Origin of the sequence: Methylosinus sp. sav-2 (genome assembly GCF_004366495.1) — a bacterium.
Classification (GTDB): domain Bacteria; phylum Pseudomonadota; class Alphaproteobacteria; order Rhizobiales; family Beijerinckiaceae; genus Methylosinus.
Window position 1 is genome coordinate 291,812 of sequence record NZ_SOEJ01000002.1, and the last position, 26,037, is coordinate 317,848.

A 26,037-nucleotide genomic window follows, 5' to 3' on the forward strand; every position below is an offset into this window, starting at 1 on the left:
TTCGATGGCGGCGGCCATGGTCGATCGAAGCGCGCTCGGCGCATTTTGGTCCGACGAAAGTCGCCCCGCCCTCGCGAAATTTCGTTTTTAGAACGCGGCGAAGGATGGACAATGAGTGAGACAATCGAGACCGACGCGCTGATCGTCGGGGCCGGCCCGGCCGGCCTGTTCGCGGTTTTCGAATTGGGCCTTCTCGATATTCGAGCCCATGTCATCGATATTCTGCCGCGCGCAGGCGGCCAATGCTCCGAGCTCTATCCGGAGAAGCCGATCTACGACATTCCGGGCCATCCGCTCGTCACCGGCCAGGGCCTCACCGATAATCTGCTGGAGCAGATCAAGCCCTTCAATCCGACCTTCCATTTCAACGAGATGGTCGAGACGCTGACGCCCACCGGCACGCCCGAGCAGCCCTCCTTCGAGGTGACGACCGACGCCGGAACGAAGTTCAAGGCCAAGGTGGTCTTCGTCGCTGCGGGCGGCGGCTCCTTCCAGCCGAAAAAGCCGCCGATCGCCGGGATCGACGCTTATGAGAACAAATCCGTCTTCTATGCGGTGCGCCGCATGGAGGATTTCCGCGACCGGGACGTCGTCATCGTCGGCGGCGGCGATTCGGCGCTGGATTGGACGCTCAATCTGCAGCCCATCGCCAAGAGCCTGACGCTCGTCCATCGCCGCGACCAGTTCCGCGCCGCGCCGCATTCGGTCAATGCGCTGCAGGAGCATATCGCCGCCAAGCGGGTCGACTTCCGTCTCGGCCAGGTCACGGCGATCGAGGGCGTGGACGGCGAGCTCTCCTCGGTGACGATCCGCGGCAATGACAATGTCGACACGGTGGTGTCGGCGCATCGCATGATGCCCTTCTTCGGCCTGACGATGAAGCTCGGCCCGGTGGCGGATTGGGGCCTCAACCTGCATGAGAATCTCGTTCCCGTGGACACGGAGAAGTTCGAGACCAATCACCCCGGCATTTTCGCCATCGGCGACATCAACACCTATCCGGGCAAGCTGAAGCTCATTCTGTGCGGCTTCCACGAGGCGGCGCTGGCCGCGCAGAAGGCGCATCGCTACATATTCCCGGACAAGAAGCTGCTGTTCCAATACACGACGTCCTCGACCAATCTGCAGAAGAAGCTCGGCGTCTGATCGCCGAGCCTCGTCCTTTGGTCGCGCGGAGGAGGGGCGAATGTCATCGCAAGCCTGGAGCGAGGTCGACGCCTATATCGCCGATCGGCTGATCGGCGCCGACGCCGATCTCGATTCTGCCCTCTCCGCTAACGCCGCCGCCGGCCTGCCGGCGATCGACGTCTCGCCGCCGCAGGGCAAGCTGCTGCATCTGCTGGCGCGCTCCATCGGGGCGAAGCGGATTCTCGAGGTTGGCGCGCTCGGCGGCTATAGCACCATATGGCTGGCGCGCGCTTTGCCCGAGGGCGGCCGGCTGGTGACTTTGGAGCTCGAGCAGAAGCACGCCGATGTCGCCGCCGCCAATCTCGCGAAGGCCGGTCTCGCGAGCCGTGTCGAGATTCGCGTCGGCGCGGCGCTGGACACTCTGCCCAAGCTCGCGGCGGAGGCGGCCGGTCCCTTCGACCTCGCCTTCATCGACGCCGATAAGCCCAACAACGCCAATTACTTCGCCTGGGCGCTGAGGCTCGCGCGGCCGGGGAGCCTCATCATTGTCGACAATGTGGTGCGGGAGGGCTCGGTGCTCGCGGGGACGGACGCCAACGCCGCCGGCGCGAGAGCGCTGTTCGAGGCGATCGCCGCCGAGCCCCGCGTCACCGCGACCGCCGTTCAGACGGTCGGCTCCAAGGGCTGGGACGGCTTCGCCATCGCGATCGTGAACGGCTGACGCGGCGCTCCGATACGAGGACGGATTCAGATGGCGCGCCTCTACAGCGACCAAATGGTCGGCTATTGGCGGAAGGGGATGCGCGAGCTGAATTTCGGCGATGCGCTTTCCGAGCTGCTGTATCGAGAGCTGACCAAGCGCAGCATGCGCGACCGACGCGCCGGACGCTATAAAAGCGACTTCGACGTCGTTCGCTTGATCGGCAGCGTCATTTCCGATCATCAGATCGAGATCGATCTCACCCATTCCCGCGCCTATCGCGCGCCGAAGATCGCCTTTTGGTGTTGCGGCAAGCGCGACCCGCATCCGCTGAACGAGGAGTTCCGGCGGCATTGCGTCTTTCTGGGCGCGCGAGGACCGCTCACGCGCGATGCGCTGGGCCTGCCGGCGGAGACGCCGCTCGGCGATCCCGCATTGCTGCTGCCCTTGCTCTATGCGCCGCGCATCGATCCGGGCCTCGCCGACAAGGCGATCTGCGTGCCGCATTTTCTCGAGCCGAAAACCGATCGGCAGCTGATCGAGGAAACCGGCGTCGATCTCGTCGTGCGGCCGAATATCGCCGCGAGCTGGGACGCCATTCGAGCGACGATCGACCAGATCGTGAGCGCGCGCTTCGTTCTCTGCGGCGCTCTGCACGCCGCTATCCTGCGCTGCGCCTATGACGTCCCTTTCGGCTATCTCGACAGCGGCTACGTCGATGTTCCATTCAAATGGGACGATTTCGCCGCCTCGATCGGCGTCGGCGCGCGCTTCGCGTCGAATCTGCCGCAGGGCGAGGCCTTTTATGCGGAAGATTTCGCCGGAAACATCCGCAAGCCCGATCTTCTGGCGATTCTCGATTGCGCGCCCATCATCGCGCCCCGCGCCCTGCGCGCCCGCGTCAAGGCGCTGAAAAAAGGCTAGGCCGGAGGGGTCGCGCCTTTCGGCTACGCCTCCGCCTGCGGAAGCGCCGCATCGGCGGGGGCGGGCGAGCGCCAGCGCGCAACCGGCTGGCCGCAGAGATCGACGCGGTGGTCTTGTCCGCTCGAAAAGCGCCCTGAAAATGCGAAAGCGCGGTCCGATAAGATCGGATCGCGCTTCGAGGCCGCGGGCGGCGCTTCGGCCGCCCCTGCCGATATCGATATTTCGATCTGCTCTCAGCAGGCGTCGGCGAGCGCCCGATCGCGCGCAGCCGCGCCCTTTTGGACCGGCTCGCCGGCGGCGTCGAAGAAGGAGGCGTCGATCTGGCGGCCCCTCTCGTCATAGCGCCAGGCGATTTTGGCGACGCCGAGGCCCTTGCGCAGGGTCGGCTTGCCGTCAGCGTTGAAATAGGCTTCCTCGACCTTATTACCGCGCTCGTCATAGCGGCGGGCGACACGCGCCGCGCCTATGCTCTTGCGCTTCACGGGGCGGCCGTCGGCGCCGAAGTAAGTCTCCAGCACCTCGATCCGCCGGCGCGTCGGCGTATTGGACTGGTCCTGAGCGGGCGCGGCCGCAGTTCGCGCGGCGCGCCGTCCTTCGCGGGGGGCAACTTCATAATCCATTGTCTCGACTCGGCCTCTCGAGCGATTTTCGAGTCGATCCCCGCGCATCGTGGCGCATGCGGAATCGATCACGAATTCGCTTTTGTCTTCTGATGGATGCGCCTTCACTCCGCTGGGGGCGGGAGCGGAAAGGCGCGCCAGCGGCGCAGCCTCCGGGCTGCGTTCAGACGGCGAGGACGGGCGGAGCGCGCGCTCCGACAGGAAGTTGGGCGAGACGTTTATGACCGCCGGATTCGCGCAGAGGCAGGAGAATTCCCGCCTCGGGCGAGTGCGGCGGCTCGAGCTCGGCGAAGCTGCCGATGACGCCGCCGTCGAGCCCCGTGCAATGCTGGATGCAGCAGGCGTCCATGCCATGCGCGGGAGCGCGCGGACCCTGCGAGCGCTCGTCCACCGCCTTGGCGGTGACGCAGATCGCGCTGCCGAGGGCGTTCTGTCCGGCGCGGGCGCCGACGACGAGGCCCGCGGCCAGTCCCTGCAGCACGAGCAGATAGGCGACGAGCAGCGTCGCCGCCGTCTGTCCATACTGCCGAGATTTGTCGCTCTGCTGGGTCACGATCGCTCCAAGATAGGCGGGCCTGGCGACATGGTCAATGGAGCCTTGCGGGGCTATCCTCGGAATTTGCTGAAAATGCGAGGATTTCTGGCGGAAAAAAGACCGCGCGGCGCCACGTTGGCGCTTTTGCCGGAGGGCAAATCTCGAATTGCGGAGCGGAGGCGACTGTTCTATTCCTAGCTTTAGGAATGAGGTCCGCCAATGGCTGAGATCCTGACGCATGCGCAAATCTGGGCGGCGCTGGACGCGCTCGGTGAGCGCTATGGCCTCACCGCCTCCGGCCTCGCCCGCAAGGCCGGGCTGGACCCGACCACTTTCAACCGCTCCAAGCGGCAGACCGCCGATGGGCGGCTGCGCTGGCCCTCGACCGAATCGATCGCCAAGGTTCTGCAGGCGACCGGGGCGAGCCTGGACGAGTTCATGTCTCTGGTCATGGCCAAGGGGCAGCGGCCGACGCGCAGCGCCCGCCCGCTCATCGGCCTCGCCCAGGCCGGGGTCGGCGGCTATTTCGACGACGCCGGCTTCGCCACCGGCACGGGCTGGGACGAGATCGACGTCTTCGCCGACGCCGACGAGCATTCCTACGCGCTCGAGATTTCCGGCGACTCCATGGCCCCTCTCTATCGCGACGGCGACATCGTCATCGTCTCGCCAGCGGCCCCGGTGCGCCGCGGCGACCGCGTGGTCGTGAAGACCACCTCAGGTGAGGTCCTCGCCAAGGAGCTGAAGCGTCAGACCACCCGCACGGTGGAGTTGAAATCCTTCAACCCCGCCTATCCGGACCGCGTGCTGCCCAAGGAGGAGGTGAGCTGGATCGCCCGCATCCTCTGGGCGAGCCAGTGAGCCGGCGGCGTCATGTTCCCTCGACCTCGAGACGCTAGAGCATTATCCGATCCGATCGGATAATGCTCTAGCGTCTCTCTTTTGGAGCGAATTCTGATCGATCGAACGGTACCGTTCGATCGGAACGCGCTCTAAATTGCGTCCCGACGCATAATTTCCGGCGCCATTGGTCGGCGCGTTTTCACCAAGGAGCGCGAATGTCTCTCGCCAAACGCAACGCCGTCGTCACCGGCTCCACCAGCGGCATCGGCCTCGCCGTCGTCCGCGCCCTCGCCAAGGAAGGGGCCAATGTCGTCCTCAACGGTTTCGGCGACTCCGCCGAGATCGAGAAGGAGCGCGCCGCCATAGAGAAAGAGTTCGGCGTCACCGCCATTTACGACGGCGCCGATATGACCAAGCCGGAAGAGATCGCCGCCATGATCCAAAACGCCGAGGCGAAGCTCGGCTCGGTCGACATTCTGGTCAATAACGCCGGCGTTCAATTCGTCTCGCCGATCGAGGATTTCCCGATCGAGAAGTGGAATCAGATCATCGCCATCGACCTCTCCTCGGCCTTCCACGCCATTCGCGCGGCGACGCCGGGCATGAAGAAGCGTCGCTGGGGCCGCATCATCAACACCGCCTCGGCGCATTCGCTGGTCGCCTCGCCCTTCAAGGCGGCCTATGTCGCCGCCAAGCACGGCATAGCCGGGCTCAACAAGGTGGTGGCGCTGGAGCTCGCCACTTACGGCGTCACCGCCAATTGCATCTCGCCCGGCTATGTGTGGACGCCTCTGGTCGAGAAGCAGATTCCCGACACGATGAAGGCCCGCAACCTCACCCGCGAGCAGGTCATCAATGATGTGCTGCTGCAGGCGCAGCCGACCAAGGAATTCGTGACCGTCGATCAGATCGCCGCGCTGGTCCTGTTCCTGTGCTCGGACGCCGCGGCGCAGATCACCGGCTCCAACATTTCCATCGACGGCGGCTGGACCGCGGGATGACGGACGAAAAGAAGAAGGTCACTCTGGCCTTGCAGGGCGGGGGCGCGCATGGCGCCTTCACCTGGGGCGTGCTCGACGCTTTTCTCGAGGATGGGCGGCTGGACGTCATCGGCATCAGCGGCGCCAGCGCCGGCGCGATGAACGCCGTCGTCTATGCCGACGGATTGCGCGAGGGCGGGCCGGCGCGCGCCCGCGCGCAGCTCCAGGAGTTCTGGCGGACGGTCAGCCTCGGCGGCGATCTCAGCAAGGCGCAGCGCGAGCTCTGCGACATGGTGTTCGGCTTCTGGGATCCGTTGAAGCTGCGCAAGACGATCGCCCAGAACGCCGCCAATTATTTCTCGCCCTATGAGTTCAATCCGCTCGACATAAATCCGCTGCGCGATCTCATCGACGGGCTCGTCGATTTTACGGCGCTGCGCGCCACCGACAATCTGAAGCTGTTCATCTCGGCCACCAATGTGCGCACCGGCAAGGTGCGCATCTTCCGTCGGCCGGAGCTCACCATAGACATGCTGATGGCCTCCGCCTGCCTGCCCACTCTATTCCAGGCGGTGGAGGTGGAGGGCGAGGCCTATTGGGACGGCGGCTATATGGGCAATCCGGCGCTCTTTCCGCTCTACACGGAGACCGATTGCTGCGACATTATTCTGGTGCAGATCAATCCGGTCGAGCGCGACGAGATTCCGCGCACCTCGCAGGAGATCATGGACCGGCTGAATGAGATCACCTTCAACGCCTCGCTCCTGCACGAGTTTCGCGCTATCGACTTCGTGGCCCGTCTCATCGACGCCGGACGGCTGAAGGGCACGCATTATAAGAAGGTGCTGCTGCATCTGGTGGAGGGCGGGGCGGCGATGAAGCGCTTCGGCGCGGACACCAAGCTCGACGCCGATTATGATTTCCTGCGCTCGCTGTTCGATATCGGCCACGAGGCGGGCAAGGCTTTTCTCGATGAGCATTATGACGCGATCGGCGTCACGGGAACGGCGCAATTGAAGGAGCAGCTCGTCTGAGCGGGCCGGGGCTCGCCGGGTTTTTCGCAGAAAACCGCTCCGTGCCGCCCGCGGGCGCCGCAGCAATCGGCGGGTCGTGGCAAAGATCGGCCACATTTCTCTCTATTCCTGGTGGAGCGCGGCGAAGGCCGCAATGGAAATTTCACGCCGAGAGGGGTGTTTCGCGAATATTCGTGAAGGCCGCGATCGACGAAAATCGCGAATGATGGCGTCGAGCGCCGCGGGCTTCGGACCGACGCGCCGACGCAATCGGAGGACTGAAGATGAACGCGCCCGCCGACGAGAAGCTCATCGCCGAGTTCGAGGAGTTCAAGGAGCTGTTGCGCCACACCCCGCAGCCGGCGGAGGAGGCGGCTCATCTTCGGCTCGATCATCCGGCCGAGCCGCCGCCGGCCGCCGCCGCCGCGCCCGAGGCCGTGCGGGCGCCGAACGAGGTCGATCGGCAGCTGCGCGCGCGGCGCAGGCCGAAGGCGGACAATTTCCAGAGCGAGCGCGGCGCGGCGCCCCGGCGTGGGCGCGGATGGCTGATCGCCGCCGCCATCGTCATTCTCGTGGTCGGCGCGGGCGCTATCGCGACCGTCTTCTTGCCCGGCGACTCGGAGGACGAGCCTCTCGTCTCGGCGACGCAGCGCGATTCCATCGATCCCGCCGAGCCCGCCGCCATGGACAATGCCGATGGCGGCAGCGCGGCAGAATCGGCGCCCGCCGCCGCGGAGGCCGCGCCCGAGACCGAGCCGCCCGCCTCCGCCGCCGCCGAAGAGCCGGCCGTCGCCGCGCCCGCCCCGGCCCGGGCGCCATCGGCTCTGCCGGAGGGCGCGCTGAGCCCGCCGGCCGCCAATGCCGTCCCGCTCACCACGCCGACCGCCGCGCCGATCCGCGTCATTCCGACGCCCAAGGCGCCGCCGGCCGCGCCGGTCGCCGTCGAGCCCGTGATCGCCGAGCCGCCGGCGCCGGAGCCCGTGGTCGCTGCGTCGCCGCCCGCCGCCAAGCCTCATGCCGCCAAGGCGGCGCCGCAGCCCAAGCCGCCGGCGGCGCAGCCCGCCAAATCCGCAGCTGCGCCGCCAGCCAAGCCCGCCGCTGCTCCGGCCAAGCCCACCGCCCAGGCGAAGCCCGCCAAGCTCAAGCCCGAGACCAAGCCCGGCGCGACTCCCGCCGCGGTCGCTCCCATCGCCGCGCCGGCCGCGCCCGCTCCCGTGGCGGAAGCGCCGGCCGCCGCTCCGCCGCCGCCGCCCGCCCCTCCGAGAGAGCAGCCCGGCTTCATGGAGCGCGCGGTCGATACGGTCACGGGCGCGGTCGGCGATCTCGGCCGCATGGCGACCGGCGTCATTCCCTGATTTTAGGAAGATAAATGGCCGCGTGGCTCAGGCCACGCGGCGATCGGCGCGTCGGCGGCGTAGCAGTTTCGAGGCGTCGCCGATGGTCATCGCCTTGCCGAAATAAAAGCCCTGGCCGATCTCGCAGCCATTCTCGGCGAGGCGACGCAGCACCTCCACGGTCTCGACGCCCTCGGCGACCGTCGTCACGCCGAGATGCTTCAGCAGGCTCAATATCGCATCGACGATTCTGCCGGCCTCTTCATCGTGCTGCATTGCCAGCACGAAGGAGCGATCGATCTTCACCTTGTCGAAATGAAAGGCGCGCAGATGATAGAGGCTCGAATAACCCGCGCCGAAATCGTCGAGCGAGATGCGCACGCCTTCCGCCTGCAGCGCGGCGAGCGTCGCGCGCGCAGTGTCGACATCGTCGATGAGCGCGCTCTCGGTGATCTCGACATCGAGACGCGAGGGCGGAAACCTCTCCTCCTCCAGCGTCGACAGCAGGCGTGAGGCGAGCAGCGGATCTTTCAGCTGCATCGGCGAGACATTGACGGATAGCCGCACCTGCGCCCCCCATTGCAGCGCCTCGCGGCAGGCGCGCCGCACCACCGACCAGGTGAGCTCGGCGATGACGCCGATCTGCTCGGCGAGCGGAATGAAGACGTCGGGCGGGATAGAGCCGAGCTTGTCGTGCGTCCAGCGCGACAGCACCTCGAAGCCATAGACGCGATTGTCGCGCAGATCGACGAGCGGCTGATAGTAGGGGTGGATGTCGCCGGCGGCGACGGCTTTCTTCAAGGCGGATTCGAGCTCGGCGCGCCGGCGCAGATCCTCGTCCATGCTCTGCTCGAAGAAGCGGAACCGGCCGCGCCCATCGCGCTTGGCGTGATACATGGCGATATCCGCGGCGCGTAGCAGCGTGCTGACGTCGAGACCATTCTCCGGACACAGCGAGACGCCGATGCTGGCGCTGAGCTCCACGCGCCGCTCGCCGATCTCGATCGGCTCCGCGATAGCGGAGAGCGCGCGGCCGGCGACGCGCATCGCCTGATCCATATGAGTCGCTGGAGTCATCTCCATCAAAATCGCGAATTCGTCGCCGCCCAGACGCGCGACGACATCGCTCTTGCGCGAGGCGTGGCGCAGGCGCCGCGCGATCTCGCAGAGCACGGCGTCGCCGAAGCGATGGCCCTCGAGATCATTGATCGGCTTGAAGCGATCGAGATCGACGAAGAGCAGAGCGCAGGCCGTGGCGCCATCCTCGACGCGCTCGATCGCGGCGTGCAGATCGGCGACCAGCATGCGCCGATTGGGCAGGCCGGTGAGCGAATCCTGACGCGCGAGAATTTGCGCATGCTCTTGCGCCGCGCGCGTCGCCTCATGCGCGCGCTCCAGCGCCTGCGCATTGGCGCGGAACACGTCGAGCGATTTCGCCATGACGCCGATCTCGTCGTCGCGGCCGATCTCCGGAACCTCGACATAATGTTTCCCGGACGCTAGCTCGGTGAATGCGGCTGTGATCGCCGCGAGCGGGCGCGTGATCCGCTCCTTGACGCGAAACAGCAGCCAGGCGGCCAAAGCGAGGGCGAGCGCGGAGGCGAGCAATGTGGTCTTCAGCGCGCCTTCGGTCACGCGCGCGGCCGTCTCCGCCTCGGCGCGCGCCGACCATTTCAGCTCGTCGATCGCGGCGTCGACGGCTTCATCGGCCGCCCTGTAGAGCTGGTGCAGAGCGGTGACGTCTTTGATCGCGGCGGCGTCCGGCGCGCGCGCCATCCATGCGTCATGGCCGGCGAGATAGGCGGCGAGCGCTTCGTCGAATTTCGTGAGGCTGGGACGCGGCCCCGCGCCGAAGAGAGAGAGATAGTCGCGCCGAAGCTCGTCGATGATGCGGCGATGCTCGGCGGCGCGTCGCTCCGCGGCGATGCGATCTTCTTCCGTTTCCGCCAGCCCGCGATAGGTCTCCGCGATTCTGAACTCGGACACGCGATCCGATAATTCGCCGAGAATGCGCGTTCCTTCGATCCATTTCGACGCGAGCGCGTCCGTCTTGGCGTCCACAGCGCGCAGGCTCAGCGTGGACAGAAGCGCCAATCCCAGAACGATCGCCAGAAAAGCGCCGATGAACAGCGCCAATTGGGCTTGTAGCGAGAAGCGAAAGCTCGTCATGGAGCGCGGCCGAGGCGGTGAATTTGTCTCATCGACAATGATAATTGTAATATGAGCGGCGTATGTCCAGTTGCGCCGGGCGCTATCGCGAGCGCTCGATTGTCGCGGGGGCGGCGTCGCAGCCTTGTTCCAGAAGCGGAGCCGAGGGATAGGCGCGCCGCGCTTTCGCCTGCGTCAGATAGAAGCGCTCGCCTTCGCGATAGGCCGCGTTTCCGTTCACCACCTCGAATTCGCAGAACGCGCGCGCCTCCTGCGGCGTGGCCAGCAGCCGCACGCTGCGCGGCAGCAGCGCGAAGCCCGCGCCATCGTCCTTCTCCAAAATCGTCAGCAGAGCTTCCATAATATTCGCCCCGTTCATTCGTCACGCTGACGCATATGGCGCGGAGCTGCGGGGCGGTCCAATTGTCAATTTCGATTCCATGATGCATTTCTCGCATCATGGAGCTGCAGTGGATCGACGATTTTCTGGCGCTCTGCCAGACGCGCAATTTCACGCGCGCGGCGCAAGCGCGCGGCACGACGCAATCCGCCTATAGCCGCCGCATGCAGCGGCTGGAGGAATGGCTCGGCGCACCGCTGTTCGATCGCGAGCGCCGCCCGGTGACGCTGACGCCGGCGGGAGAGGAATTCCTCGCGCGCGCGCATCGGCTGCGCGACGATATCTATGATGCGCGCCGCGCCGTGCTCTCCGTGTCCAGCCATTTGGAGAAGGCGCTGCGCATCTATGCGACCAACACTCTGGCGGCGACCTTTCTGTCGCCGTGGTTGATAAAAAATGAATTGCGCAATTACTCCGTCGTCGTCGCCTCCGTCTCCGGCTGCATAGAGGCGGTCAAGCGCGGCCATGGCGATCTCGCCATGGTTCCCGATTTCGGCGACGCCGATCATCTCGCCGGGCTCGCGCTCGAGGTTATCGGCGAGGATCGGCTGATCCTCGCGCAGCGCCGCGGCGGCGAGAAGGTCGTGGCGCTGGAGGGCGACTCTCTTATTGGACGCCTCATGGTCTATGCGCCGGGCACGCATTATGGCGCGCGCATCGCCGCCATGCTCGCCGCGCATGGAATTCGAATGCGCGATCCGCCGATCTGCGAGAGCGCATCGGCGGAAGCGCTGCTGGCGCAGGTCGAGGCCGGGCTCGGCGCCGCCTGGATTCCCGCCATTCTCTTGCGCGGCGAGAGCATCGCGCGCTGCCCGCTCCCCGGCTATTTCGATATCGCTTATAAAATTCTGCTGGCGCGCGCGACCGAGCGCGAAGATGCGTGAGCGCGGCTATTTCTGATCGAGATAATCGAACACGACCTCGCCCAGCGCGAGCGTGAGATCGGCGGTGAAATGCGTCGCCGAAATAATCTCGCGCACGGGTAGGCGGGCGACGTCGCAGGCGACATGCGGATGCAGAGCGAGCGCCGCCGGCGAGGCCCAGGCCCCTTTCACCTCGACATCCGTCATATGGTAGCGCACCAGCTCCAGCACGCGCGGTGAGCCGTCGACATGGGGAATGATCTTCAAAAGAAAATTCGGCTGCTGGATCGCCTCGGCGATCGGCGCCGTCTCCAATATGCGATGCTTATAGCCGACCGAAGCCTCGACGCAGAGCGCCGGTCCATATTTCAGCGTGCAGAGAATGACGTCGCCGTCATGCTCGATCTTGGGCGAGGCGAGCTTTTTGGGGAAGCCCCACAGCTCGCGGCCGCCGGCGATGGGCGCGTCATCGTCGAGATACATGGCGTGGACATAAGCGCCCTTCTGCCCGTTGAAGCGCACCGGGATCACTTGTCCGCTCTCGGTATAGTCGCCGAAGCCGGTCGAATCCGGCATGCGGATGAACTCATATTTGACGATGGGCTCGTCCACTTCGAGCGGCTCCGGAACCACGGCGCGGAGGGCGTCGATATCGGTGCGATAGGTGATGACGATGAATTCGCGATTGTAGAAACGATAGGGTCCGCGCGGATAGGCGGGATTGGTGAGCGGCATCGCAAATGCCGTCTTGCGCACCTCGTCGATCTTCATCTTCGCGGCTCCTATCGAACATGGTCAGACAATGAGGCGAGTAGATAGCGCGCTTTCGTGACGATCCGACGCTCGCGCGCCGGCGATCAACGCGCCGAGGCGTCCAATTGCACGAGCACCCATTGATTGCCGTAGAGGTCGTGGAAACGAAAATGGAACGATCCTTCGTCGCTCTGGACAGTTTCCGCGACCTTCACGCCCTTGTCGGTAAGGCGTGCGAAGTCGCCATGAATGTCGTCGGTGTAGACCACCCCGACGGGCTGACCGCCGGTCTGGTTTCCGACTCGCGCGCGCGCCTCGGCGCTATCGGCGAGAAGCAGCCAGACGCCGCCCTGACCGAAACCGAGATGCAGGAAGCGCCGGGCGCCTTCGCCTGCGTCGAAGAGCGTCTCCAGTCCGAGCTTGTCCCGATAGAAATTCGCGGCCTCGTCATAGTCGTTCACCAGAATGACGATGCGTCCCAGCGCCTGCATAGCGATCCTTTTCCTGCGTCGAGGCCGCAAAGAGCGGGCGCTGAAGCGGCGCGCTCGCTCCGCGAGAGTCTTTCCGGTTCAGATTGAACCGGAAAGACTCTCGCCCTTGTTCTGTCGTGTTTTCTTCACGCGAACCGGTTCCCACTTCGCTCGAAAACACTCTAGGGGCCTTTGTCCGCGAGCTGCGGAAGATTTGCGAAAAAGTCGAGCGCTTCTGGATTGGAGAGCGCGCCGATATTCTTCACCGGCCGCCCATGCACGATCTCCTTCACCGCGAGCTCGACGAGCTTGCCAGAGCGCGTATGCGGCAGATCGGGCGCCTCGACGATGACCGAAGGCACATGGCGCGGCGAGGCCTTCTCGAACAATTCGCGCTTGATGCGCGCGGCGAGCCCGTCGTCGAGGCTCGTCCCTTCGCGCGTCTTCACGAACAGCACGATGCGCGTCGTGCCTTCCCACTCTTGATCGATGGCGAGAGATTCGAGAATCTCCGGCAGGCGCTCGACGATATTGTAGATATCCGCCGTGCCGATGCGCACGCCTTGCGGATTGAGCGTCGCGTCCGAGCGGCCATGGATGAGGAATCCGTTGTGCTCGGTCTCCGTGGCGAAATCGCCATGGCGCCAAATGCCCGGATGTTCCGAGAAATAAGCCTTGCGATATTTCTCGCCGTCGGCGTCGTTCCAGAAATAGATCGGCATCGAGGGGAAGGGCTGCGTGCAGACGAGCTCGCCCTCATGTCCGGTGACGCGCTTGCCCTCGTCGTCCCACACTTGCACCGACATGCCGAGGCCGGCGCATTGAATCTCGCCGCGATAGACCGGGCTCCACGGATTGCCGAGAACGAAGCAGGAGACGATATCGGTGCCGCCGCTGATCGAGGCGAGCTGCACATCCGCTTTGACGTCGCGATAGACATAATCGAAGCTGTCCGGCAGCAGCGGCGAGCCCGTGGAGGCGATGCTGCGCACGGCGGAGAGGTCGTGGCTCTCGCGCGGCTTCAGCCCGGTCTTCTCTATCTGCTTCAGATAGCCGGCCGAGGTGCCGAAGAAGGTCGCCTTCTCTTTGGCGGCGAAGTCGAGCAGAATCGCGCCATCCTTGCCGGAGTTGAAGAATCCGTCATAGAGCAGCAGCGTCGCCTCGCTGGCGAGGCCGCTCGCCAGCCAGTTCCACATCATCCAGCCGGTGGAGGTCGCATAGAAGAAGCGGTCGCCGGGCTTGATGTCGCTCAGCAGGCGATGCTCCTTCAAATGCTGAAGCAGCGTGCCGCCGGCGCCATGCACGATGCATTTGGGCGCGCCCGTCGTGCCGGAGGAGAACATGATGTAGAGCGGATGGTCGAAGGGCAGGCGCTCATAGCGCAGCGCTGCGCCCTGATGCGCCGCGACAGCCTGCGGCCAGAGCTGCGCATCGGCGAGGCCGTCGAGCGCGGGCGACGCGCTCGTGTAGGGGACGACGAGGATTTTCTGCACGGTCGGCAGCTTGCTCGCGATCTCGCGAATATTATCGGCGCGGTCGAGCGTCTTGCCCTTGTAGAAATAGCCGTCCACCGCGATGAGAATGCGCGGCGCGATCTGGCCGAAGCGATCGAGCACGCTCTGCACGCCGAACTCCGGCGCGCAGGAGGACCACACCGCGCCGAGCGAGGCGGCCGCCAGCATGCCGATGATCGCCTCCGGCCCATTGTGGATATAGGCGGCGATGCGGTCGCCGGGCTCGACGCCCTGCGCGCGGAAGAAGGCCGCGAGCGCGCCGGCTTGGCGCTCGATCTCGCCGAAGGTGAGCCGCCGCTCGACCTTGTCCTCGCCCCAGAAAACTATGGCCTCGGTCTCCGCCGGGCGCGGGCGCAGCAGATTTTCCGCGAAATTCAGCCGGGCGTCCGGGAACCAGCGCGCGCCGGGCATTTTATCGGCGTCGATGAGGACGCGCTCGCCCTTCTCGCCGGTGACGCCGCAGAAGTCCCAGATCGCCGACCAGAACTCGGGCGAATGGGTCAGGCTCCAGCGATAGAGCCCGTCATAATCGAAGCTCTCGGCGAAGGGCTTGGTCGCCTCGATGGATTGCGCGAAGCGGGTGAGAATGGCGTTCTTCTGGCGATCGAGGTCGGGCTTCCAGATCGGCATCGATAAGTCCTTGGGGCGCGGTATGGGGCTGTGCTCGTCATAGAAGCTCCCAATTGCGCGCGATAGGGGATCGGCCTGCGTATTTTGGGACTGCGGCCGGCGCTGCGACAAGCTTTGGTTTCGGGCTCGGCGCCGCTATGTTGGGCGCCGCGGCGGTTCGTTCGGCATTTATTCATCTTGGCCGCGGCATTGTTTCGGGCCGTCCCGAGGACCCCCTCCCAGGACGCCCCCCTCATAGAGGAGATCGATTATGACGAAGAAGTTGATCGCCGCGCTGGCTCTGGGTTTCGCCGTGGCCATGGCTCCGCTCGCCGCCTCGGCCCATCCGCGCGCCCACAAGCATCACCACCACCACCACCACCACCACCACCACCATCATCATCATCGCTGACGATCACGGCGGGGAGGCGCTCGGCTTCGGGCGCCTCGGACGCGCCCGCGCCGCCGGAACGCCGAACCGGCGTCCGCTTCGGCTGGAAGCTCTAGCGCCCGAGATCGCGTATGCGCGAGGTCAGCTCGTCCTGGTCATAGGGCTTGGCGAGGAAGGGCGCGCCGCAGAGCGGCTCCGGCAATTGCCGCTGCAGATAGCCCGACAGCACGAAGAAGGGCAGATTGCGCGCCTTCAGCGCGTCGGCGATGCTGGCGCTGCTGGCGCCGCGCAGATTGGCGTCGAGGATAACGCCGTCTATGTCCGCGTCCTCGAGCAGCTTCAAGGCTTCGTCCACCGAGCTCGCCGTGCCTCCGATCTCATATCCGACCTCCTCGACGACGAAGCAGAGATCGGCGGCGATGGCCGGCTCGTCCTCGACGACGAGAATGCGGATCTGCTCGTTACCCTTCATCTAATCCTCTCCTTGCGCGGGCTCGATGACATTGTCGAGCGGAGCGCTCACCTTCCAGACGACGCCGCTCGGCGCATAGTCGAGCGTCACCTGTCCGCCGAGCGCATGTTTGGCCATTTGCAGAATCACCATATGGCCGAAGCCGTGGCGCTTGGGCGCGACGACGGTCGGGCCGCCGCTCTCGCGCCACTCCATCTCGAAATGCGGCGCATCGCCCTCGCCGACGACGCCGAAGGCGATATGCACGACGCCCGTGTCATTGGAGAGCGCGCCATATTTGCCGGCATTGGTGGCGAGCTCGTGCAGCGCCATGCCGATGGCCTGGCTCGCCGCCGGCTTCACCACCGTCGTCGGCCCCTCCATGCAGATGCGCGAGCCGAACAGATCGCGGAAATGGGCGAGCTGCGAGCGCGTCAGCGCATGCAGCTCGACGCCGCGCCATTCGTTCTGCACCAATAGATCATGGCTCGCGCCGAGCGCCGCTATGCGCTGATCGAAGCGCTGCGCGAAGGCGATGGGCGAGTCGCGCCGCGCCGTCTGCCGCGCCACGGCGCGCACGACGGTGAGGAGATTCTTGGCGCGATGCGTGACCTCGCGCAGCAGCAGCTCGACGCGCTCCTGCGCGTGCTTGCGCTCGGTGATGTCCTGAATCGTGCTGCGCAATCCGACGATGGCGTCGCGCTCGTCGCGCACCGCCTCGCCGCGAATGGTGACATGAATGGCGACGCCGTCGGCGCGATGCGCGGGCAGGTCGAGCTCGAAGCCTTCGCCGGTGCGCAAGGTCTCGCTGGTCGCGGCGTCGAGCCGCTCCCAATCGGCGGGGGCGTAGAGCAGGCCCTTCTGCTCTGCAAAGCTCGGCGGCGGCGCATCGGGGTCGAGGCCGAAGATGCGCGCGATATAAGGCGAGGCGCCGCCGCGATCGTCATGGCGTCCGCTCCAGCGCCAGCTGCCGATGCGGCCGAGCCTCTGCGCCTCGCGCAGCTCGGCCTCGGTTCGCTGCAGCGCCAGCTCGCGCACGCGGATTTCCTCGGCGCGCTCCCGCTCGGCCGCATAGGCGCGGGCGTCGGTCATCGAGGAGGCGATTTTCGCGGCGACGCGATCGAGGAAATAGGCATAGGCGGCGTCGAGCCGCTTGAACGGATTTATGGCGGCGATCAGCGCCGCGGCGGCGCGGTCCTGGCCGAGCAGCACGATGGGAAAGAGCACGGCTTCATCCGCCGCCGCCGGCCAGGGGCCGCATGGCGGCTCGCCGAAGCGCGCGTCGATCGAACGAATGGCGACGCGCCCCGGCGTCAGCCGCGCGACCTCGGCGAGGCCCCAAATGTCGCCGCGGATCGGATCGGGATCGCCGAGCGGGATGCGAAGCGGCGCGATGTGGCCGCCCGGACGCACGCCGGTCGCCGCCATCAGCTCCGCCTCGCCGCGCTCATGGTCGAAGCGATAGATGGCGGAGAAGGGCAGGTCATAGCCATTGACGGCGAGCACGCTGGCGGCGAGGCGGCAGGCCTCACCCTCGTTCTCGGCCCGGCTCAGCGCGGCGAGATCGCGCAATGTGCGCAGCCGCCGCTCGCCGATGACGTGGTCGGTCGTCTCCACCACCGGGCAGAAGACGCCGCCTATGCCGCCGTCGTCATCGGGGATAGGGCTGTAGGAGAAGGTGAAATAGCCTTCGTCGCGGCGGCCGTTGCGGATCATGTGCAGCTGCAGATCTTCCGAGCGCGTCGGCGCGCCGTCGGTGAACGCGCCCTGCAGCATGGGGCCGGTGACGTCCCAGATTTCCGGCCACACCTCGCGGGCCGGCCGGCCGAGCGCGCGCGGATGCTTGTCGGCGAGCAGGCCGTGATAGGCGTCGTTATAGAGAAGGCAGAGCTCGCCGCCCCAGAAGATGGCGATGGGAAAGGCGCTGTTGAGGCAAATCTCCAGCGCCACGCGCAGGCGCTTCGGCCAAGTCTGCGGCAGGCCGAGCGGCGACCGCGCCCAATTGGCGGCGGCGATGGCCGCCGCGGTCTCGCTGTCTCCGAAGAAAAATTGTCCGCCGGATCGCCTCTCCGAGACGTCGATCCAGGCTGCGCCGGCTGTCACTGCGACGACCCCGGGTCGTTCGAGGCCAGCCCCCCACGTCTCATATCGAGCCGCCATTCGGCCGCTTCAACCCCGGCGCGGCGAAACGCGCCGCTGGCTCTCCGGCGCGCCCTGGTGTAGCAATCGGCCGCGACCGCGAGGTACCATGAGCGAAGCCGAAGAAAAAAAGGGACTCTTCGCGCGGCTGTTCGGCCGTGGAGGAACGCCCGCCGAAGAGGCCGGCGCAGATCGTCCGAAAAAGCGTTCCTGGTGGGAGCGGCTGACCGGGGGGCTATCGCGCTCCTCGCAGGCCATCGTCCAGGGCATTTCCGATCTCTTCAGCAAGCGCAAGCTCGACGCGCTCACGCTCGAGGAGCTCGAGGATGTGCTGATCCGCGCCGATTTGGGCGTCGCCGCCGCGCAGCGCATCTCCGGCAAGGTGGGCGCCGCGCGCTATGAGAAGACCATCGGCCCGGATGAGGTGCGCGCCATTCTGGCGGAGGAGGTCGAGCGCGTGCTCGAGCCGGTCGCGCGCCCCTTCGAGCTGGATCAGACCAAGAAGCCGTTCATCGTGCTCGTCGTCGGCGTCAATGGCTCGGGCAAGACGACGACCATCGCCAAGCTCGCCGCCAAATGGACCGGCGAGGGCAAGAAGGTGATGCTCGCCGCCGGCGACACTTTCCGCGCCGCCGCCGTGGAGCAGCTCCGCATCTGGGGCGAAAGGCTCAACTCGCCCGTATGTTACGCGCCGGAGGGCGCCGACGCCGCCGGCCTCGCCTTCGACGCCATCAAATCGGCGCGCGAGCGCGATTCCGACATTCTGCTGATGGACACGGCCGGGCGGCTGCAGAACCGCGCCGAGCTGATGGCCGAACTCGCCAAGATCGTCCGCGTGATGAAAAAGGCCGAGCCGGAGGCGCCGCACGCCGTTCTGCTGGTGCTGGACGCGACCGTCGGGCAGAACGCGATCGCCCAGGTCGACGCCTTCGAGCGAACGGCCGGCGTCACCGGCCTGGTGATGACCAAGCTCGACGGCACGGCGCGCGGCGGCATTCTCGTGGCCATCGCCGAGAAATACGGCCTGCCCATTCACTTCATCGGCGTCGGCGAAGGCTCGGACGATCTCGAGCCCTTCACCGCGCGCGATTTCGCCCGCGCCATTGCCGGGCTCGACTCCGACGCCGAGGCGGACGAACAAAGCTCATGACCCAAGAGACGGCAGCGCCCGCCAAGAGGCGCCTTCACCCGGGATTGAAATTCGCGCTGGAGATGGGGCCGCTGGTCCTGTTCTTCATCGTCAATCAGAAGTTCGGCATCTTCCAGGCCACGGCGGCGCTGATGGTCGCCGTGGTGGCGACGCTCGCCGTCTCCTATTCCATCACGCGCCATTTGCCGACCATGCCGATGGTCACGGCGGTCTTTGTGCTCGTCTTCGGCTCACTCACCTTCTTCCTGCAGGACGAGAATTTCATCAAGCTGAAGGTGACGATCCTCTACGCTCTGTTCGGCTCGGCGCTGCTCGGCGCGCTGTGGTTCGACAAGCTCCTATTGCCGGCGGTGTTCGAATCCGCCTTTCGGCTGGATGACGCCGGCTGGCGCAAGCTCACCTGGCGCTGGGCGTTCTTCTTCTTCTTTCTCGCCCTGCTCAATGAATTCGTGCGGCGCAGCGTGGCGACCGACGTCTGGGTGAATTTCAAGGTCTTCGGCATATTGCCGCTGACGCTGCTGTTCGCCTTCGCGCAAATCCCGCTGATGATGCGCCACGAGCAGAAGGAGGACGCCGGCGAGGAGCCGGACAGTCACTTCTAGAGCGCTCTCGGCCTCCTGATTCTCTACTCTTTCTCGTCCGGCGCGCTTTGTGCGGTCTCGCACAGGCGCCCCCGGACGGCGGCGCTAATTGTCATGGCGTTCGCCGCCGATGCGGCCGTTCCGACGAGAAGGAAGCCCGCCATGACCGAGTTCGCCCAGCTCTTCGCCGCTCTCGTGGCCGCGATCGTCATCGGCGCCGCTTTCTCGCTGCTCGATGCGGACGCGGCCGTCGCCTCGGCGCCGGCGGGCGCGGGGGCCGTCCATTCGGTGCTCTGCGGTGGCGGCTGGTGCGGCTGAAGGCCGCCGTGCGCACACCCTAAAATCGCTTCTTTCTGTGCTAGCCGGGATGCGATCTCGATGAGGAGCGCATTCTTATGGCCGAATATAAATTGCTTTCGTCGCTCAGCCGCCGCGTGCTGCTCGGCTCGCTCGCCGCAATGGCGGGGGGCGCGGCCTTCCGCCCCGCTCGGGCGCAGGAGAACAGCCTCTTTCCGATCATGGCCGACGATGGTCAGCCGATCGCCAATTATCGTCTGCCCTCGGAAGTCTCGCCCGCCGATCTTCCGGGCCTGCTCTGGCATGGGCCGGCCACCGCCGATGTGGTCGTGTTCGAGTTCTTCGACTATAATTGCCCCTATTGCCGCAAGGCCGCGGGCGATCTCGACGCGCTCGTCGCCAAGGACAAGAATCTGCGGCTCGGGCTCGCCGACAACGCCACGCTCGGCCTCGGCTCCTTTCTGTCCGCGCGGGTGAAGCAGGCGGTGCTGCGCCTCTATGGCCCGGAGCGCGCCTATCAGTTCCATAAGCAATTATTCGCGCATCGCGGCGCCATTGACGGGATCTCCGCTCTCGCGGTCGCCAAAGCCATGGGTCTCGATACGTCCAAGATCGAGGAATCGGCGAATTCGGAGATGATCGGCGGCGTGGTGAAGCGCCATGTCCAGCTCGGCGCCGATCTCGGCTTCGCGGCCTCGCCGTCCTTCGCCATGAGCTCGGTCGGCGTGCTCGGCTATCCCGGCCCCAAATCGATGGCGCGCATGATCGCCGCCAGCCGCAAATGCGACGCGCCGGTCTGCGGCTGATTCAAGGCCGAGCGGATCGGCGTTCGAGCGAGGACGAGGATGATGAAATATGCGTTGACGATCGTGCTGACGGTCTTGGCGGCGGGCCTCGGCGGGCGCTCCATGGCGGAGCCCGCGGATTATTACAAGGATCAGAAGGTTGTCTATCACAATGACGGCGGCGGCCCGGACAATGTCGCTTATTTCAAGCGCATGCTCAATTCGATCAAGAACCACATAGAGGCGGTCGGCAAGGATCATGTCGAAATTCGCGTCGTCGATCATGCGAGCGGCGTCGAAATGTTTCAGATCGCCAGGGCCGACAAGGAGATCGCCGCGCGGCTCGACGCGTTGAAGGCGCAAGGCGTGCGCTTTCTCGTCTGCGCCAATACGCTTCGTGAGCGCAACATCGATCCATCTACGCTCTATGGCGTGACCGAGCGCGACATCGTTCCGAGCGGCGTCGCAGAACTCGCGCGACTGCAGGGCATGGGCTTCGTCTATATTCATTTGTGAGCGGCCGCGGGAGGTCGCGGGCGCTGTCGGACTCGACTTTCGCGGCGATCTCCCGCAACCTCGAAGAGTATCCGGCGTCGGGCCGGATCGATTTCGAGATGCGCCGCATGACCATTCGAACCATTTCCATTTCGCTCGCCACCGAAGATGTTTCCCGCTCCGTCAAATTCTATGTCGAGGAGCTCGGCTTCGTCTGCCTGCTCAAATTGGAGGAATTCGCGCGTGTGCGCTCGGGCGCGGCGGACATAATGCTCGTCCCGCCCAATGCGCATCGCGAGTGGCAGGGCCAGCAGTTCACCGGGGCCATCTATCTCGGCGTCGACAATGTCGATGAATTATGGGAACGGCTGAAGGATCGCGCGCGCATCGTCTATCCGATCGCGACCATGGATTATGGCGTGCGCGAGTTCGGCCTGCTGGACGACAGCGGCTATCAGCTCTCGCTGGCGCAGCCTGTCGCCGGCTGAGCGAGCGAGGCGCGGGTCAGACCGCCTCTTCCGCGTCGATCTCATAGGCTGCGAGCCGGCGGTCGTGAACGCCGAGCGCCTCCCACGAGTCGCGCCATTGGCGCAAATGGGCGGATTCGAAATGCGCGCTCAGCGCCGCGCGGCTCTCCCATATTTCCGTCACGCGGATGAGACCCGGCTCCAGCACGTCTTCCGCATAGGAATAGGCGAGGCAGTCCGCTTCCGCGCGGCTCGCGTGGATCATCGCCGTCATCGCCGGAAGCGCCCGCTCGAGCGCGTCCGGCGGGATACGAATGGTTCCGACGATCAGAATTCGGTTCTGCGGCATAGGAAGCCTCCATTCGTCCGCGCGAAGCGCTGTCGCATCATTGAAACAAACGTCGTGCAGTGCTTATACTTCACGACGCCGGCGTCGCCGGCCATTGTGTGAAACGGCTTTTTCGCCTTCGTCCGGGCGCTCACCTATGAAGCTCGCATCCTATAATCTCGAAAATCTCTTCCTTCGCGCTCACGCGCTGAATGGCGAAACCTGGTCCGACGGCAAGAAGGCGCTGGAGGCGCAGGCCGAGCTCTCCGCCATTCTCGGCAAGTCGGTCTATGCCGCCGCCGACAAGAAGAAGATCATCAAGCTGCTCGGCGAGCTGAAGCTCGAGAAATCCGACGACGGCGGCCCTTTCGCGATCCTGCGCCAAAATCGCGGCCATCTCGTCAAGCGCGCCAAGACCGGAATCGAGGTCGTCGCTGGCGGTCGCAACGACTGGATCGGCTGGGTCGAGCTGAAACGCGAGGAGGTGAACGAGGAGGCGACGCGCAATACGGCGCGCGTCATCATCGATATCGACGCCGATGTGCTCGGCGTCATCGAGGCGGAGAGCAGGCCGGCGCTGGTGCGTTTCAACGACAATATCATCAAGGGGGAGGGCGGAAAGCCCTACGCCCACGCCATGCTCATCGACGGCAATGACGATCGCGGCATCGACGTCGGCCTCTATGCGCGCGCGGGCTATGAGATCGTCGCCATTCACAGCCATGTCGACGACGCTGACAACACCGGCCGCATCTTCAGCCGCGATTGCGCGCATTATGAAATCCGCACGCCCAAGGGCAATTTGTTGCATCTCTTGATCAATCACTTCAAGAGCAAGGGCTTCGGCTCGCAGACGACCTCCAACGCCAAGCGCGAGCGGCAGGCGGCGCGGGTGAAGGAGATTTACGACGCGCTGCGCAAGAGCGACGAGCATGTCGCGGTCATCGGCGATTTCAACGACACGCCGGACAGCGCGCCGCTGGCCCCGCTGCTGCATCAGACCGATTTGAAGGATATCAGCGAGCACGCCGCTTTCGACGATGGCGGCCGGCCCGGCACTTTCGCCGCGGGCGCCGCGTCCAACAAGATCGACTATATTCTTCTGTCGCCGGCGCTTTTTGCCGCGGCGAAAAGCGGCGGCATTTTCCGCAAGGGCGTGTGGGGCGGCAAAAACGGGACGATCTTCCCGCATTATCCCGAGATCACCAAAGCCTCGGAGGCGGCCTCCGACCATGCGGCGATCTTCGCCGAGATCGATGTCTAGTGTGGTCTGCTCTCGAGAAGCGAGCCTTCAGGCTCGCTCTTTTTAAACCCTACCGTCTATCTATTCCACTCGCGCTGATGCAGCTCCAATTCGAGATGGCGCAGGAATTTCGTATCCGGCAGCGCACGCAGCGCGTCTTCGATGCGATCAATGTCGGCGCCTTCGACATCGGCCGCGAACAGCACCATCAGGCCGCCGTCGCCGCTTTCGATGATCGCATCCTCGAGCCGTGAGACATCGCCGCCGTGAGCGCGGGTGTTTTCTATTCGTCAACCATAAAAATTGCTTCAGATTTACGATTAAAATTCAGGGTTTATTCTTCGCCCGGTCCAGCTAGAGCGTTTCCAGCCGAAGTGGACGCCGGTTCGGCGTGGGAAACGCGTCGAAACAGTCTAGAGCAAGATGATCGCGTCGGCCCTCGGGCGGCGCGGCGGGCGGTGCGTTTCATGTCCAGAAGAGTTTCCTGTCTCCTCGCCATCCTTCTTTCGTCTTCGGTCGGCGCAGCCGCCGCGGCTCCGCGCGTCATCACCGGGATCGGCGAGCGCGAGGCCGGTCGGCTCTTTCCGGCCGCCCCGGCCGAGGAGCCGGCGCCCGAGCCGGCCTATGTCGCTCCGCCGCCGGTCCTCGCCTATGTCGCGCCGCGACCAGCGCCGCAGCCGCGCGTCGTCACGGCGCGCGCCGAGCCGCCCGTGGCCCCCGGGGCCTATGGCGGCGGCTTTATCGAATTGCTCGTCACCGGCCAGACGCCGGAGCCGCAGCCGCAAGCGCGGCGGCGCGTCGCCGCCCTCGGCGCGGGCGAGCCCAATGTCCAACGCCAGATCGATCCGGCCTTCTTCCGCACCGAGGTCGATTACTCCGGCGCCGAGCATCCCGGCACGATCGTGATCGATTCAGAGAATAAGTTTCTCTATCTCGTGCAGGGAAGCGGGCGCGCGCTGCGTTATGGCATAGGCGTCGGCCGACCGGGCTTCACCTGGGCCGGCGTCAAGTCCATCTCACGCAAGGCCGAATGGCCGGATTGGACGCCGCCCGGCGAGATGCTCGCCCGCCGGCCCGATCTGCCGCGCCATATGGACGGCGGCCCGGCCAATCCGCTCGGCGCGCGCGCCATGTATCTCGGCTCCTCGCTCTACCGCATCCACGGCACCAACGAGCCCTACACGATCGGCCAGAATGTCTCCTCCGGCTGCATCCGCATGATGAACGACGATGTGGCCGACCTCTATGATCGCGTCCATGTCGGAACCAAGGTTGTGGTTCGTTGACTCTGGCGAGCGATCGCCGGTGGCGAAACAGCCGCCGCGCGCCTATCTCACGAGACGCGCGGACGGTTGCAAAACAACCGGCTTCGGGCGATAGCTGCCATTCGTTTTCTTCGAAAGGGGCCGATTCTTGCCCAGCCTCATCCGCTTTTTGGTCATTGTCGGCGTGCTCGTCGCCCTCGCCTATGCGGGGATGCTGGCGATCGTGGCCTATGTCTCGCCGCAGCCGCGCGAGATGACGCAGACGATCTCGCCACAGCGCCTCAACAAGTGAGACCTTCTGAATGGGCGACGGCAAGCGCCATCCGCTGATCGCCGCCTTTCTCGACATGCTGGCCGCCGAGCGCGGCGCCGCGCGCAACACGCTCGACGCCTATCGCCGCGACCTCGAAGATTATTTCGCATTTCTCGGCAAGTCCGGCGTCGATCCGCTTCGCGCCGACACGGACGGCCTGCGCGCCTATCTCGCGGCGCTGGAGGCGCGCGGCATGACCGGCGCGACCGCCGCGCGGCGGCTCTCGGCGCTGAAGCAGTTTCACAAATTCCTCTATGTCGACCGTTATCGCGCCGATGATCCGGCGGCGCCGCTCGAGGGTCCGCGTCGCCATCGCAGCGCGCCGGATATTCTCTCTGTGGACGAGGTAACGCGCCTTCTCGACACGGCGCGGGAGGGGATAGACGATGACGCCCGCCCAATGGGCGAGCGCATGCGCGCCGCGCGTCTCTACGCCGCATTGGAGACTCTCTACGCCAGCGGCTTGCGCGTGTCGGAGCTCGTCTCTTTGCCTGCGAGCGCGGCGCGCGCGCGCGAGCCTTTTGTCACCGTGCGCGGCAAGGGCGCGAAAGAGCGTCTCGTGCCGCTCTCCGAACAGGCGCGCGCGGCGCTGAACGTCTATCGCGCGCTGCTCGGCAAACATTCGCCGGGCCTCGCGGCCTCGCCCTTTCTGTTTCCGTCCGATGCGGCGGAAGGGCATCTCACGCGCCAAGCCTTCGCGCGCGATCTCAAAAGCGCGGCCGCGGCGGCAGGACTTCCCTCGCGCGACATCAGCCCGCATGGGCTGCGCCACGCCTTCGCCAGCCACCTTCTGCAAAATGGAGCAGATTTGCGCGTCGTGCAGGAATTGCTGGGCCACGCCGATATTTCGACGACGCAAATCTACACGCATGTGCTGGACGAGCGCATCCGCGCCATGGTGCGCGACCTGCATCCGCTCGGGGATTGACGTCATGCCTCAGGCGCGAGCCGCTGCACGGCGAGGCGATCCGCGAGGAAATGAAAGAAGTGGAGACTGCGATGAGCGAGCCCTCGTCGGATGGACCGATTGTCGATGTATGGGTTTTCAACGGAAACTCGAACAGGTTTCCGTCGGCGGTTTTTTTATCGAAAGATCGAGCTCTGAAATGGGCGAGAGAAAAACGCCTGGTTGGCACGTTGACGCGATATCCGGTTGATATACCGCTATACGACTATGCGATCGAGAATGGGTGGTTCGAGCCGAAATCGGAAAAGCATTTCTCGTCCGAGTTTATCGGCAACTTCTCGAGCGCCGCTCAAGACCATGTTCATGTGGACGCGGAGCAGGAATAGACGGA

General features: G+C 65.4%; 31 protein-coding genes. 21 read left to right on the forward strand and 10 right to left on the reverse strand.

Annotated elements, in window-relative coordinates:
- The first annotated feature begins 111 nt into the window (after window positions 1-111).
- From EDE12_RS07555 to EDE12_RS07565, 3 genes are read left to right on the forward strand one after another with little or no spacing between them, the layout of a single operon-like run.
- Window positions 112-1,146 (forward strand): NAD(P)/FAD-dependent oxidoreductase, encoded by a 1,035-nt coding sequence (locus EDE12_RS07555; protein WP_026597972.1) that lies wholly within the window; start codon window positions 112-114, stop codon window positions 1,144-1,146.
- Between the two features lie 40 nt (window positions 1,147-1,186).
- Window positions 1,187-1,849, forward strand: coding sequence for an O-methyltransferase (locus EDE12_RS07560; protein ID WP_026597973.1), 663 nt, complete (start codon window positions 1,187-1,189; stop codon window positions 1,847-1,849).
- 30 nt (window positions 1,850-1,879) lie between these two features.
- On the forward strand, window positions 1,880-2,752 hold the full coding sequence (locus EDE12_RS07565; RefSeq protein WP_026597974.1) for a hypothetical protein: 873 nt from the start codon (window positions 1,880-1,882) through the stop codon (window positions 2,750-2,752).
- A 233-nt stretch (window positions 2,753-2,985) separates the two neighbouring features.
- Here EDE12_RS07565 and EDE12_RS07570 read toward each other — a convergent pair whose 3' ends face one another.
- A complete protein-coding gene (locus tag EDE12_RS07570; protein ID WP_024879022.1) occupies window positions 2,986-3,372 on the reverse strand; it encodes a hypothetical protein in 387 nt (128 codons plus the stop codon).
- 163 nt (window positions 3,373-3,535) lie between these two features.
- The gene (locus EDE12_RS07575) at window positions 3,536-3,925 is read right to left on the reverse strand and encodes a DUF2946 family protein (protein WP_024879023.1); all 390 of its coding nucleotides are present in this window, start codon (window positions 3,923-3,925) and stop codon (window positions 3,536-3,538) included.
- Between the two features lie 201 nt (window positions 3,926-4,126).
- Here EDE12_RS07575 and EDE12_RS07580 point away from each other — a divergent pair, with 201 nt between their 5' ends.
- The 4 genes from EDE12_RS07580 (at window position 4,127) to EDE12_RS07595 (ending at window position 8,098) form a co-directional block, all read left to right on the forward strand.
- Complete coding sequence (locus tag EDE12_RS07580; RefSeq protein WP_026597975.1) at window positions 4,127-4,768, forward strand: helix-turn-helix transcriptional regulator; 642 nt, start codon at window positions 4,127-4,129, stop codon at window positions 4,766-4,768.
- A 197-nt stretch (window positions 4,769-4,965) separates the two neighbouring features.
- Window positions 4,966-5,751 (forward strand): 3-hydroxybutyrate dehydrogenase, encoded by a 786-nt coding sequence (locus tag EDE12_RS07585; RefSeq protein WP_026597976.1) that lies wholly within the window; start codon window positions 4,966-4,968, stop codon window positions 5,749-5,751.
- Entirely contained in the window at window positions 5,748-6,764 is a 1,017-nt protein-coding gene (locus EDE12_RS07590; protein WP_024879026.1) for a patatin-like phospholipase family protein, read from the forward strand. Before EDE12_RS07585 ends, EDE12_RS07590 begins: the two co-directional genes overlap by 4 nt.
- 263 nt (window positions 6,765-7,027) lie before the next feature.
- Complete coding sequence (locus EDE12_RS07595) at window positions 7,028-8,098, forward strand: hypothetical protein (RefSeq protein ID WP_051592354.1); 1,071 nt, start codon at window positions 7,028-7,030, stop codon at window positions 8,096-8,098.
- A gap of 27 nt (window positions 8,099-8,125) precedes the next feature.
- On the opposite strand, the gene EDE12_RS07600 is transcribed toward EDE12_RS07595, so the two are convergent.
- Both EDE12_RS07600 and EDE12_RS07605 read right to left on the reverse strand, forming a co-directional pair.
- Window positions 8,126-10,246, reverse strand: a complete 2,121-nt coding sequence (locus EDE12_RS07600; RefSeq protein ID WP_084768367.1) for an EAL domain-containing protein — start codon at window positions 10,244-10,246, stop codon at window positions 8,126-8,128.
- An 82-nt stretch (window positions 10,247-10,328) separates the two neighbouring features.
- Window positions 10,329-10,586: a hypothetical protein gene (locus EDE12_RS07605; protein WP_026597978.1), complete on the reverse strand. Its 258-nt coding sequence runs from the start codon at window positions 10,584-10,586 to the stop codon at window positions 10,329-10,331.
- A 98-nt stretch (window positions 10,587-10,684) separates the two neighbouring features.
- Here EDE12_RS07605 and EDE12_RS07610 point away from each other — a divergent pair, with 98 nt between their 5' ends.
- The gene (locus EDE12_RS07610; RefSeq protein ID WP_026597979.1) at window positions 10,685-11,509 is read left to right on the forward strand and encodes a LysR family transcriptional regulator; all 825 of its coding nucleotides are present in this window, start codon (window positions 10,685-10,687) and stop codon (window positions 11,507-11,509) included.
- Window positions 11,510-11,515: 6 nt separating this feature from the next.
- On the opposite strand, the gene EDE12_RS07615 is transcribed toward EDE12_RS07610, so the two are convergent.
- The 3 genes from EDE12_RS07615 to EDE12_RS07625 form a co-directional block, all read right to left on the reverse strand.
- Window positions 11,516-12,259, reverse strand: coding sequence for an acetoacetate decarboxylase (locus tag EDE12_RS07615; RefSeq protein WP_026597980.1), 744 nt, complete (start codon window positions 12,257-12,259; stop codon window positions 11,516-11,518).
- 86 nt (window positions 12,260-12,345) lie between these two features.
- A complete protein-coding gene (locus EDE12_RS07620; protein WP_024879032.1) occupies window positions 12,346-12,732 on the reverse strand; it encodes a VOC family protein in 387 nt (128 codons plus the stop codon).
- Window positions 12,733-12,893: 161 nt separating this feature from the next.
- Window positions 12,894-14,855: an acetoacetate--CoA ligase gene (locus EDE12_RS07625; protein ID WP_036290244.1), complete on the reverse strand. Its 1,962-nt coding sequence runs from the start codon at window positions 14,853-14,855 to the stop codon at window positions 12,894-12,896.
- Between the two features lie 250 nt (window positions 14,856-15,105).
- Here EDE12_RS07625 and EDE12_RS21790 point away from each other — a divergent pair, with 250 nt between their 5' ends.
- On the forward strand, window positions 15,106-15,246 hold the full coding sequence (locus EDE12_RS21790; protein WP_156967759.1) for a hypothetical protein: 141 nt from the start codon (window positions 15,106-15,108) through the stop codon (window positions 15,244-15,246).
- Between the two features lie 91 nt (window positions 15,247-15,337).
- Here the strand turns inward: EDE12_RS21790 and EDE12_RS07630 are convergent, their stop codons facing one another.
- Complete coding sequence (locus EDE12_RS07630; protein WP_026597981.1) at window positions 15,338-15,697, reverse strand: response regulator; 360 nt, start codon at window positions 15,695-15,697, stop codon at window positions 15,338-15,340.
- Entirely contained in the window at window positions 15,698-17,779 is a 2,082-nt protein-coding gene (locus tag EDE12_RS07635) for an HWE histidine kinase domain-containing protein (RefSeq protein WP_026597982.1), read from the reverse strand. It lies immediately after the preceding gene.
- On the opposite strand from EDE12_RS07635, the gene ftsY reads away from it, so the two are divergent.
- From ftsY to EDE12_RS07660, 6 genes are all read left to right on the forward strand, one after another.
- Window positions 17,691-18,965: a signal recognition particle-docking protein FtsY gene (gene ftsY, locus EDE12_RS07640; RefSeq protein ID WP_245275708.1), complete on the forward strand. Its 1,275-nt coding sequence runs from the start codon at window positions 17,691-17,693 to the stop codon at window positions 18,963-18,965. The two genes, EDE12_RS07635 and ftsY, sit on opposite strands and share 89 nt — an antisense overlap.
- The gene (locus EDE12_RS07645) at window positions 18,962-19,567 is read left to right on the forward strand and encodes a septation protein A (protein ID WP_026597984.1); all 606 of its coding nucleotides are present in this window, start codon (window positions 18,962-18,964) and stop codon (window positions 19,565-19,567) included. Before ftsY ends, EDE12_RS07645 begins: the two co-directional genes overlap by 4 nt.
- Before the next feature lie 141 nt (window positions 19,568-19,708).
- A complete protein-coding gene (locus tag EDE12_RS21795; protein WP_157096327.1) occupies window positions 19,709-19,864 on the forward strand; it encodes a hypothetical protein in 156 nt (51 codons plus the stop codon).
- A gap of 77 nt (window positions 19,865-19,941) precedes the next feature.
- Complete coding sequence (locus tag EDE12_RS07650; RefSeq protein WP_134188026.1) at window positions 19,942-20,649, forward strand: thioredoxin domain-containing protein; 708 nt, start codon at window positions 19,942-19,944, stop codon at window positions 20,647-20,649.
- A 102-nt stretch (window positions 20,650-20,751) separates the two neighbouring features.
- Window positions 20,752-21,144, forward strand: a complete 393-nt coding sequence (locus tag EDE12_RS07655; RefSeq protein ID WP_245267438.1) for a DsrE family protein — start codon at window positions 20,752-20,754, stop codon at window positions 21,142-21,144.
- Between the two features lie 107 nt (window positions 21,145-21,251).
- Window positions 21,252-21,611: a VOC family protein gene (locus tag EDE12_RS07660; RefSeq protein WP_026597986.1), complete on the forward strand. Its 360-nt coding sequence runs from the start codon at window positions 21,252-21,254 to the stop codon at window positions 21,609-21,611.
- A 16-nt stretch (window positions 21,612-21,627) separates the two neighbouring features.
- Here the strand turns inward: EDE12_RS07660 and EDE12_RS07665 are convergent, their stop codons facing one another.
- Window positions 21,628-21,939 (reverse strand): putative quinol monooxygenase, encoded by a 312-nt coding sequence (locus tag EDE12_RS07665; protein WP_026597987.1) that lies wholly within the window; start codon window positions 21,937-21,939, stop codon window positions 21,628-21,630.
- Window positions 21,940-22,075: 136 nt separating this feature from the next.
- Here EDE12_RS07665 and EDE12_RS07670 point away from each other — a divergent pair, with 136 nt between their 5' ends.
- From EDE12_RS07670 to EDE12_RS07690, 6 genes are all read left to right on the forward strand, one after another.
- Window positions 22,076-23,182: an endonuclease/exonuclease/phosphatase family protein gene (locus EDE12_RS07670; RefSeq protein WP_026597988.1), complete on the forward strand. Its 1,107-nt coding sequence runs from the start codon at window positions 22,076-22,078 to the stop codon at window positions 23,180-23,182.
- Between the two features lie 77 nt (window positions 23,183-23,259).
- A complete protein-coding gene (locus tag EDE12_RS21800) occupies window positions 23,260-23,415 on the forward strand; it encodes a hypothetical protein (RefSeq protein ID WP_157198926.1) in 156 nt (51 codons plus the stop codon).
- A 213-nt stretch (window positions 23,416-23,628) separates the two neighbouring features.
- A complete protein-coding gene (locus tag EDE12_RS07675; RefSeq protein ID WP_026597989.1) occupies window positions 23,629-24,447 on the forward strand; it encodes a L,D-transpeptidase in 819 nt (272 codons plus the stop codon).
- Between the two features lie 127 nt (window positions 24,448-24,574).
- A complete protein-coding gene (locus tag EDE12_RS07680; protein WP_024879047.1) occupies window positions 24,575-24,718 on the forward strand; it encodes a hypothetical protein in 144 nt (47 codons plus the stop codon).
- Between the two features lie 10 nt (window positions 24,719-24,728).
- On the forward strand, window positions 24,729-25,667 hold the full coding sequence (locus EDE12_RS07685) for a site-specific tyrosine recombinase XerD (protein ID WP_026597990.1): 939 nt from the start codon (window positions 24,729-24,731) through the stop codon (window positions 25,665-25,667).
- Complete coding sequence (locus EDE12_RS07690) at window positions 25,664-26,032, forward strand: hypothetical protein (protein ID WP_134188028.1); 369 nt, start codon at window positions 25,664-25,666, stop codon at window positions 26,030-26,032. Before EDE12_RS07685 ends, EDE12_RS07690 begins: the two co-directional genes overlap by 4 nt.
- The last annotated feature ends 5 nt before the right edge of the window (window positions 26,033-26,037 follow it).

Bases quoted from the DNA above. Each gene is read 5' to 3' on its own strand.
- EDE12_RS07620 (WP_024879032.1), bottom strand. From the start codon at position 12,732: ATGCAGGCGCTGGGACGCATCGTCATTCTGGTGAACGACTATGACGAG.
- EDE12_RS07665 (WP_026597987.1), bottom strand. From the start codon at position 21,939: ATGCCGCAGAACCGAATTCTGATCGTCGGAACCATTCGTATCCCGCCG.
- EDE12_RS07670 (WP_026597988.1), top strand. From the start codon at position 22,076: ATGAAGCTCGCATCCTATAATCTCGAAAATCTCTTCCTTCGCGCTCAC.
- EDE12_RS07605 (WP_026597978.1), bottom strand. From the start codon at position 10,586: ATGGAAGCTCTGCTGACGATTTTGGAGAAGGACGATGGCGCGGGCTTC.
- EDE12_RS07650 (WP_134188026.1), top strand. From the start codon at position 19,942: ATGGCCGAATATAAATTGCTTTCGTCGCTCAGCCGCCGCGTGCTGCTC.
- EDE12_RS07585 (WP_026597976.1), top strand. From the start codon at position 4,966: ATGTCTCTCGCCAAACGCAACGCCGTCGTCACCGGCTCCACCAGCGGC.
- EDE12_RS07580 (WP_026597975.1), top strand. From the start codon at position 4,127: ATGGCTGAGATCCTGACGCATGCGCAAATCTGGGCGGCGCTGGACGCG.
- EDE12_RS21795 (WP_157096327.1), top strand. From the start codon at position 19,709: ATGACCGAGTTCGCCCAGCTCTTCGCCGCTCTCGTGGCCGCGATCGTC.
- EDE12_RS07600 (WP_084768367.1), bottom strand. From the start codon at position 10,246: ATGACGAGCTTTCGCTTCTCGCTACAAGCCCAATTGGCGCTGTTCATC.
- EDE12_RS07660 (WP_026597986.1), top strand. From the start codon at position 21,252: ATGACCATTCGAACCATTTCCATTTCGCTCGCCACCGAAGATGTTTCC.
- EDE12_RS07595 (WP_051592354.1), top strand. From the start codon at position 7,028: ATGAACGCGCCCGCCGACGAGAAGCTCATCGCCGAGTTCGAGGAGTTC.
- EDE12_RS07570 (WP_024879022.1), bottom strand. From the start codon at position 3,372: ATGGATTATGAAGTTGCCCCCCGCGAAGGACGGCGCGCCGCGCGAACT.
- EDE12_RS07555 (WP_026597972.1), top strand. From the start codon at position 112: ATGAGTGAGACAATCGAGACCGACGCGCTGATCGTCGGGGCCGGCCCG.
- EDE12_RS07645 (WP_026597984.1), top strand. From the start codon at position 18,962: ATGACCCAAGAGACGGCAGCGCCCGCCAAGAGGCGCCTTCACCCGGGA.
- EDE12_RS07675 (WP_026597989.1), top strand. From the start codon at position 23,629: ATGTCCAGAAGAGTTTCCTGTCTCCTCGCCATCCTTCTTTCGTCTTCG.
- ftsY (WP_245275708.1), top strand. From the start codon at position 17,691: ATGGCCGCCGCGGTCTCGCTGTCTCCGAAGAAAAATTGTCCGCCGGAT.
- EDE12_RS07565 (WP_026597974.1), top strand. From the start codon at position 1,880: ATGGCGCGCCTCTACAGCGACCAAATGGTCGGCTATTGGCGGAAGGGG.
- EDE12_RS07610 (WP_026597979.1), top strand. From the start codon at position 10,685: ATGGAGCTGCAGTGGATCGACGATTTTCTGGCGCTCTGCCAGACGCGC.
- EDE12_RS07630 (WP_026597981.1), bottom strand. From the start codon at position 15,697: ATGAAGGGTAACGAGCAGATCCGCATTCTCGTCGTCGAGGACGAGCCG.
- EDE12_RS21790 (WP_156967759.1), top strand. From the start codon at position 15,106: ATGACGAAGAAGTTGATCGCCGCGCTGGCTCTGGGTTTCGCCGTGGCC.
- EDE12_RS21800 (WP_157198926.1), top strand. From the start codon at position 23,260: ATGCAGCTCCAATTCGAGATGGCGCAGGAATTTCGTATCCGGCAGCGC.
- EDE12_RS07590 (WP_024879026.1), top strand. From the start codon at position 5,748: ATGACGGACGAAAAGAAGAAGGTCACTCTGGCCTTGCAGGGCGGGGGC.
- EDE12_RS07615 (WP_026597980.1), bottom strand. From the start codon at position 12,259: ATGAAGATCGACGAGGTGCGCAAGACGGCATTTGCGATGCCGCTCACC.
- EDE12_RS07625 (WP_036290244.1), bottom strand. From the start codon at position 14,855: ATGCCGATCTGGAAGCCCGACCTCGATCGCCAGAAGAACGCCATTCTC.
- EDE12_RS07560 (WP_026597973.1), top strand. From the start codon at position 1,187: ATGTCATCGCAAGCCTGGAGCGAGGTCGACGCCTATATCGCCGATCGG.
- EDE12_RS07655 (WP_245267438.1), top strand. From the start codon at position 20,752: ATGGCGGAGCCCGCGGATTATTACAAGGATCAGAAGGTTGTCTATCAC.
- EDE12_RS07685 (WP_026597990.1), top strand. From the start codon at position 24,729: ATGGGCGACGGCAAGCGCCATCCGCTGATCGCCGCCTTTCTCGACATG.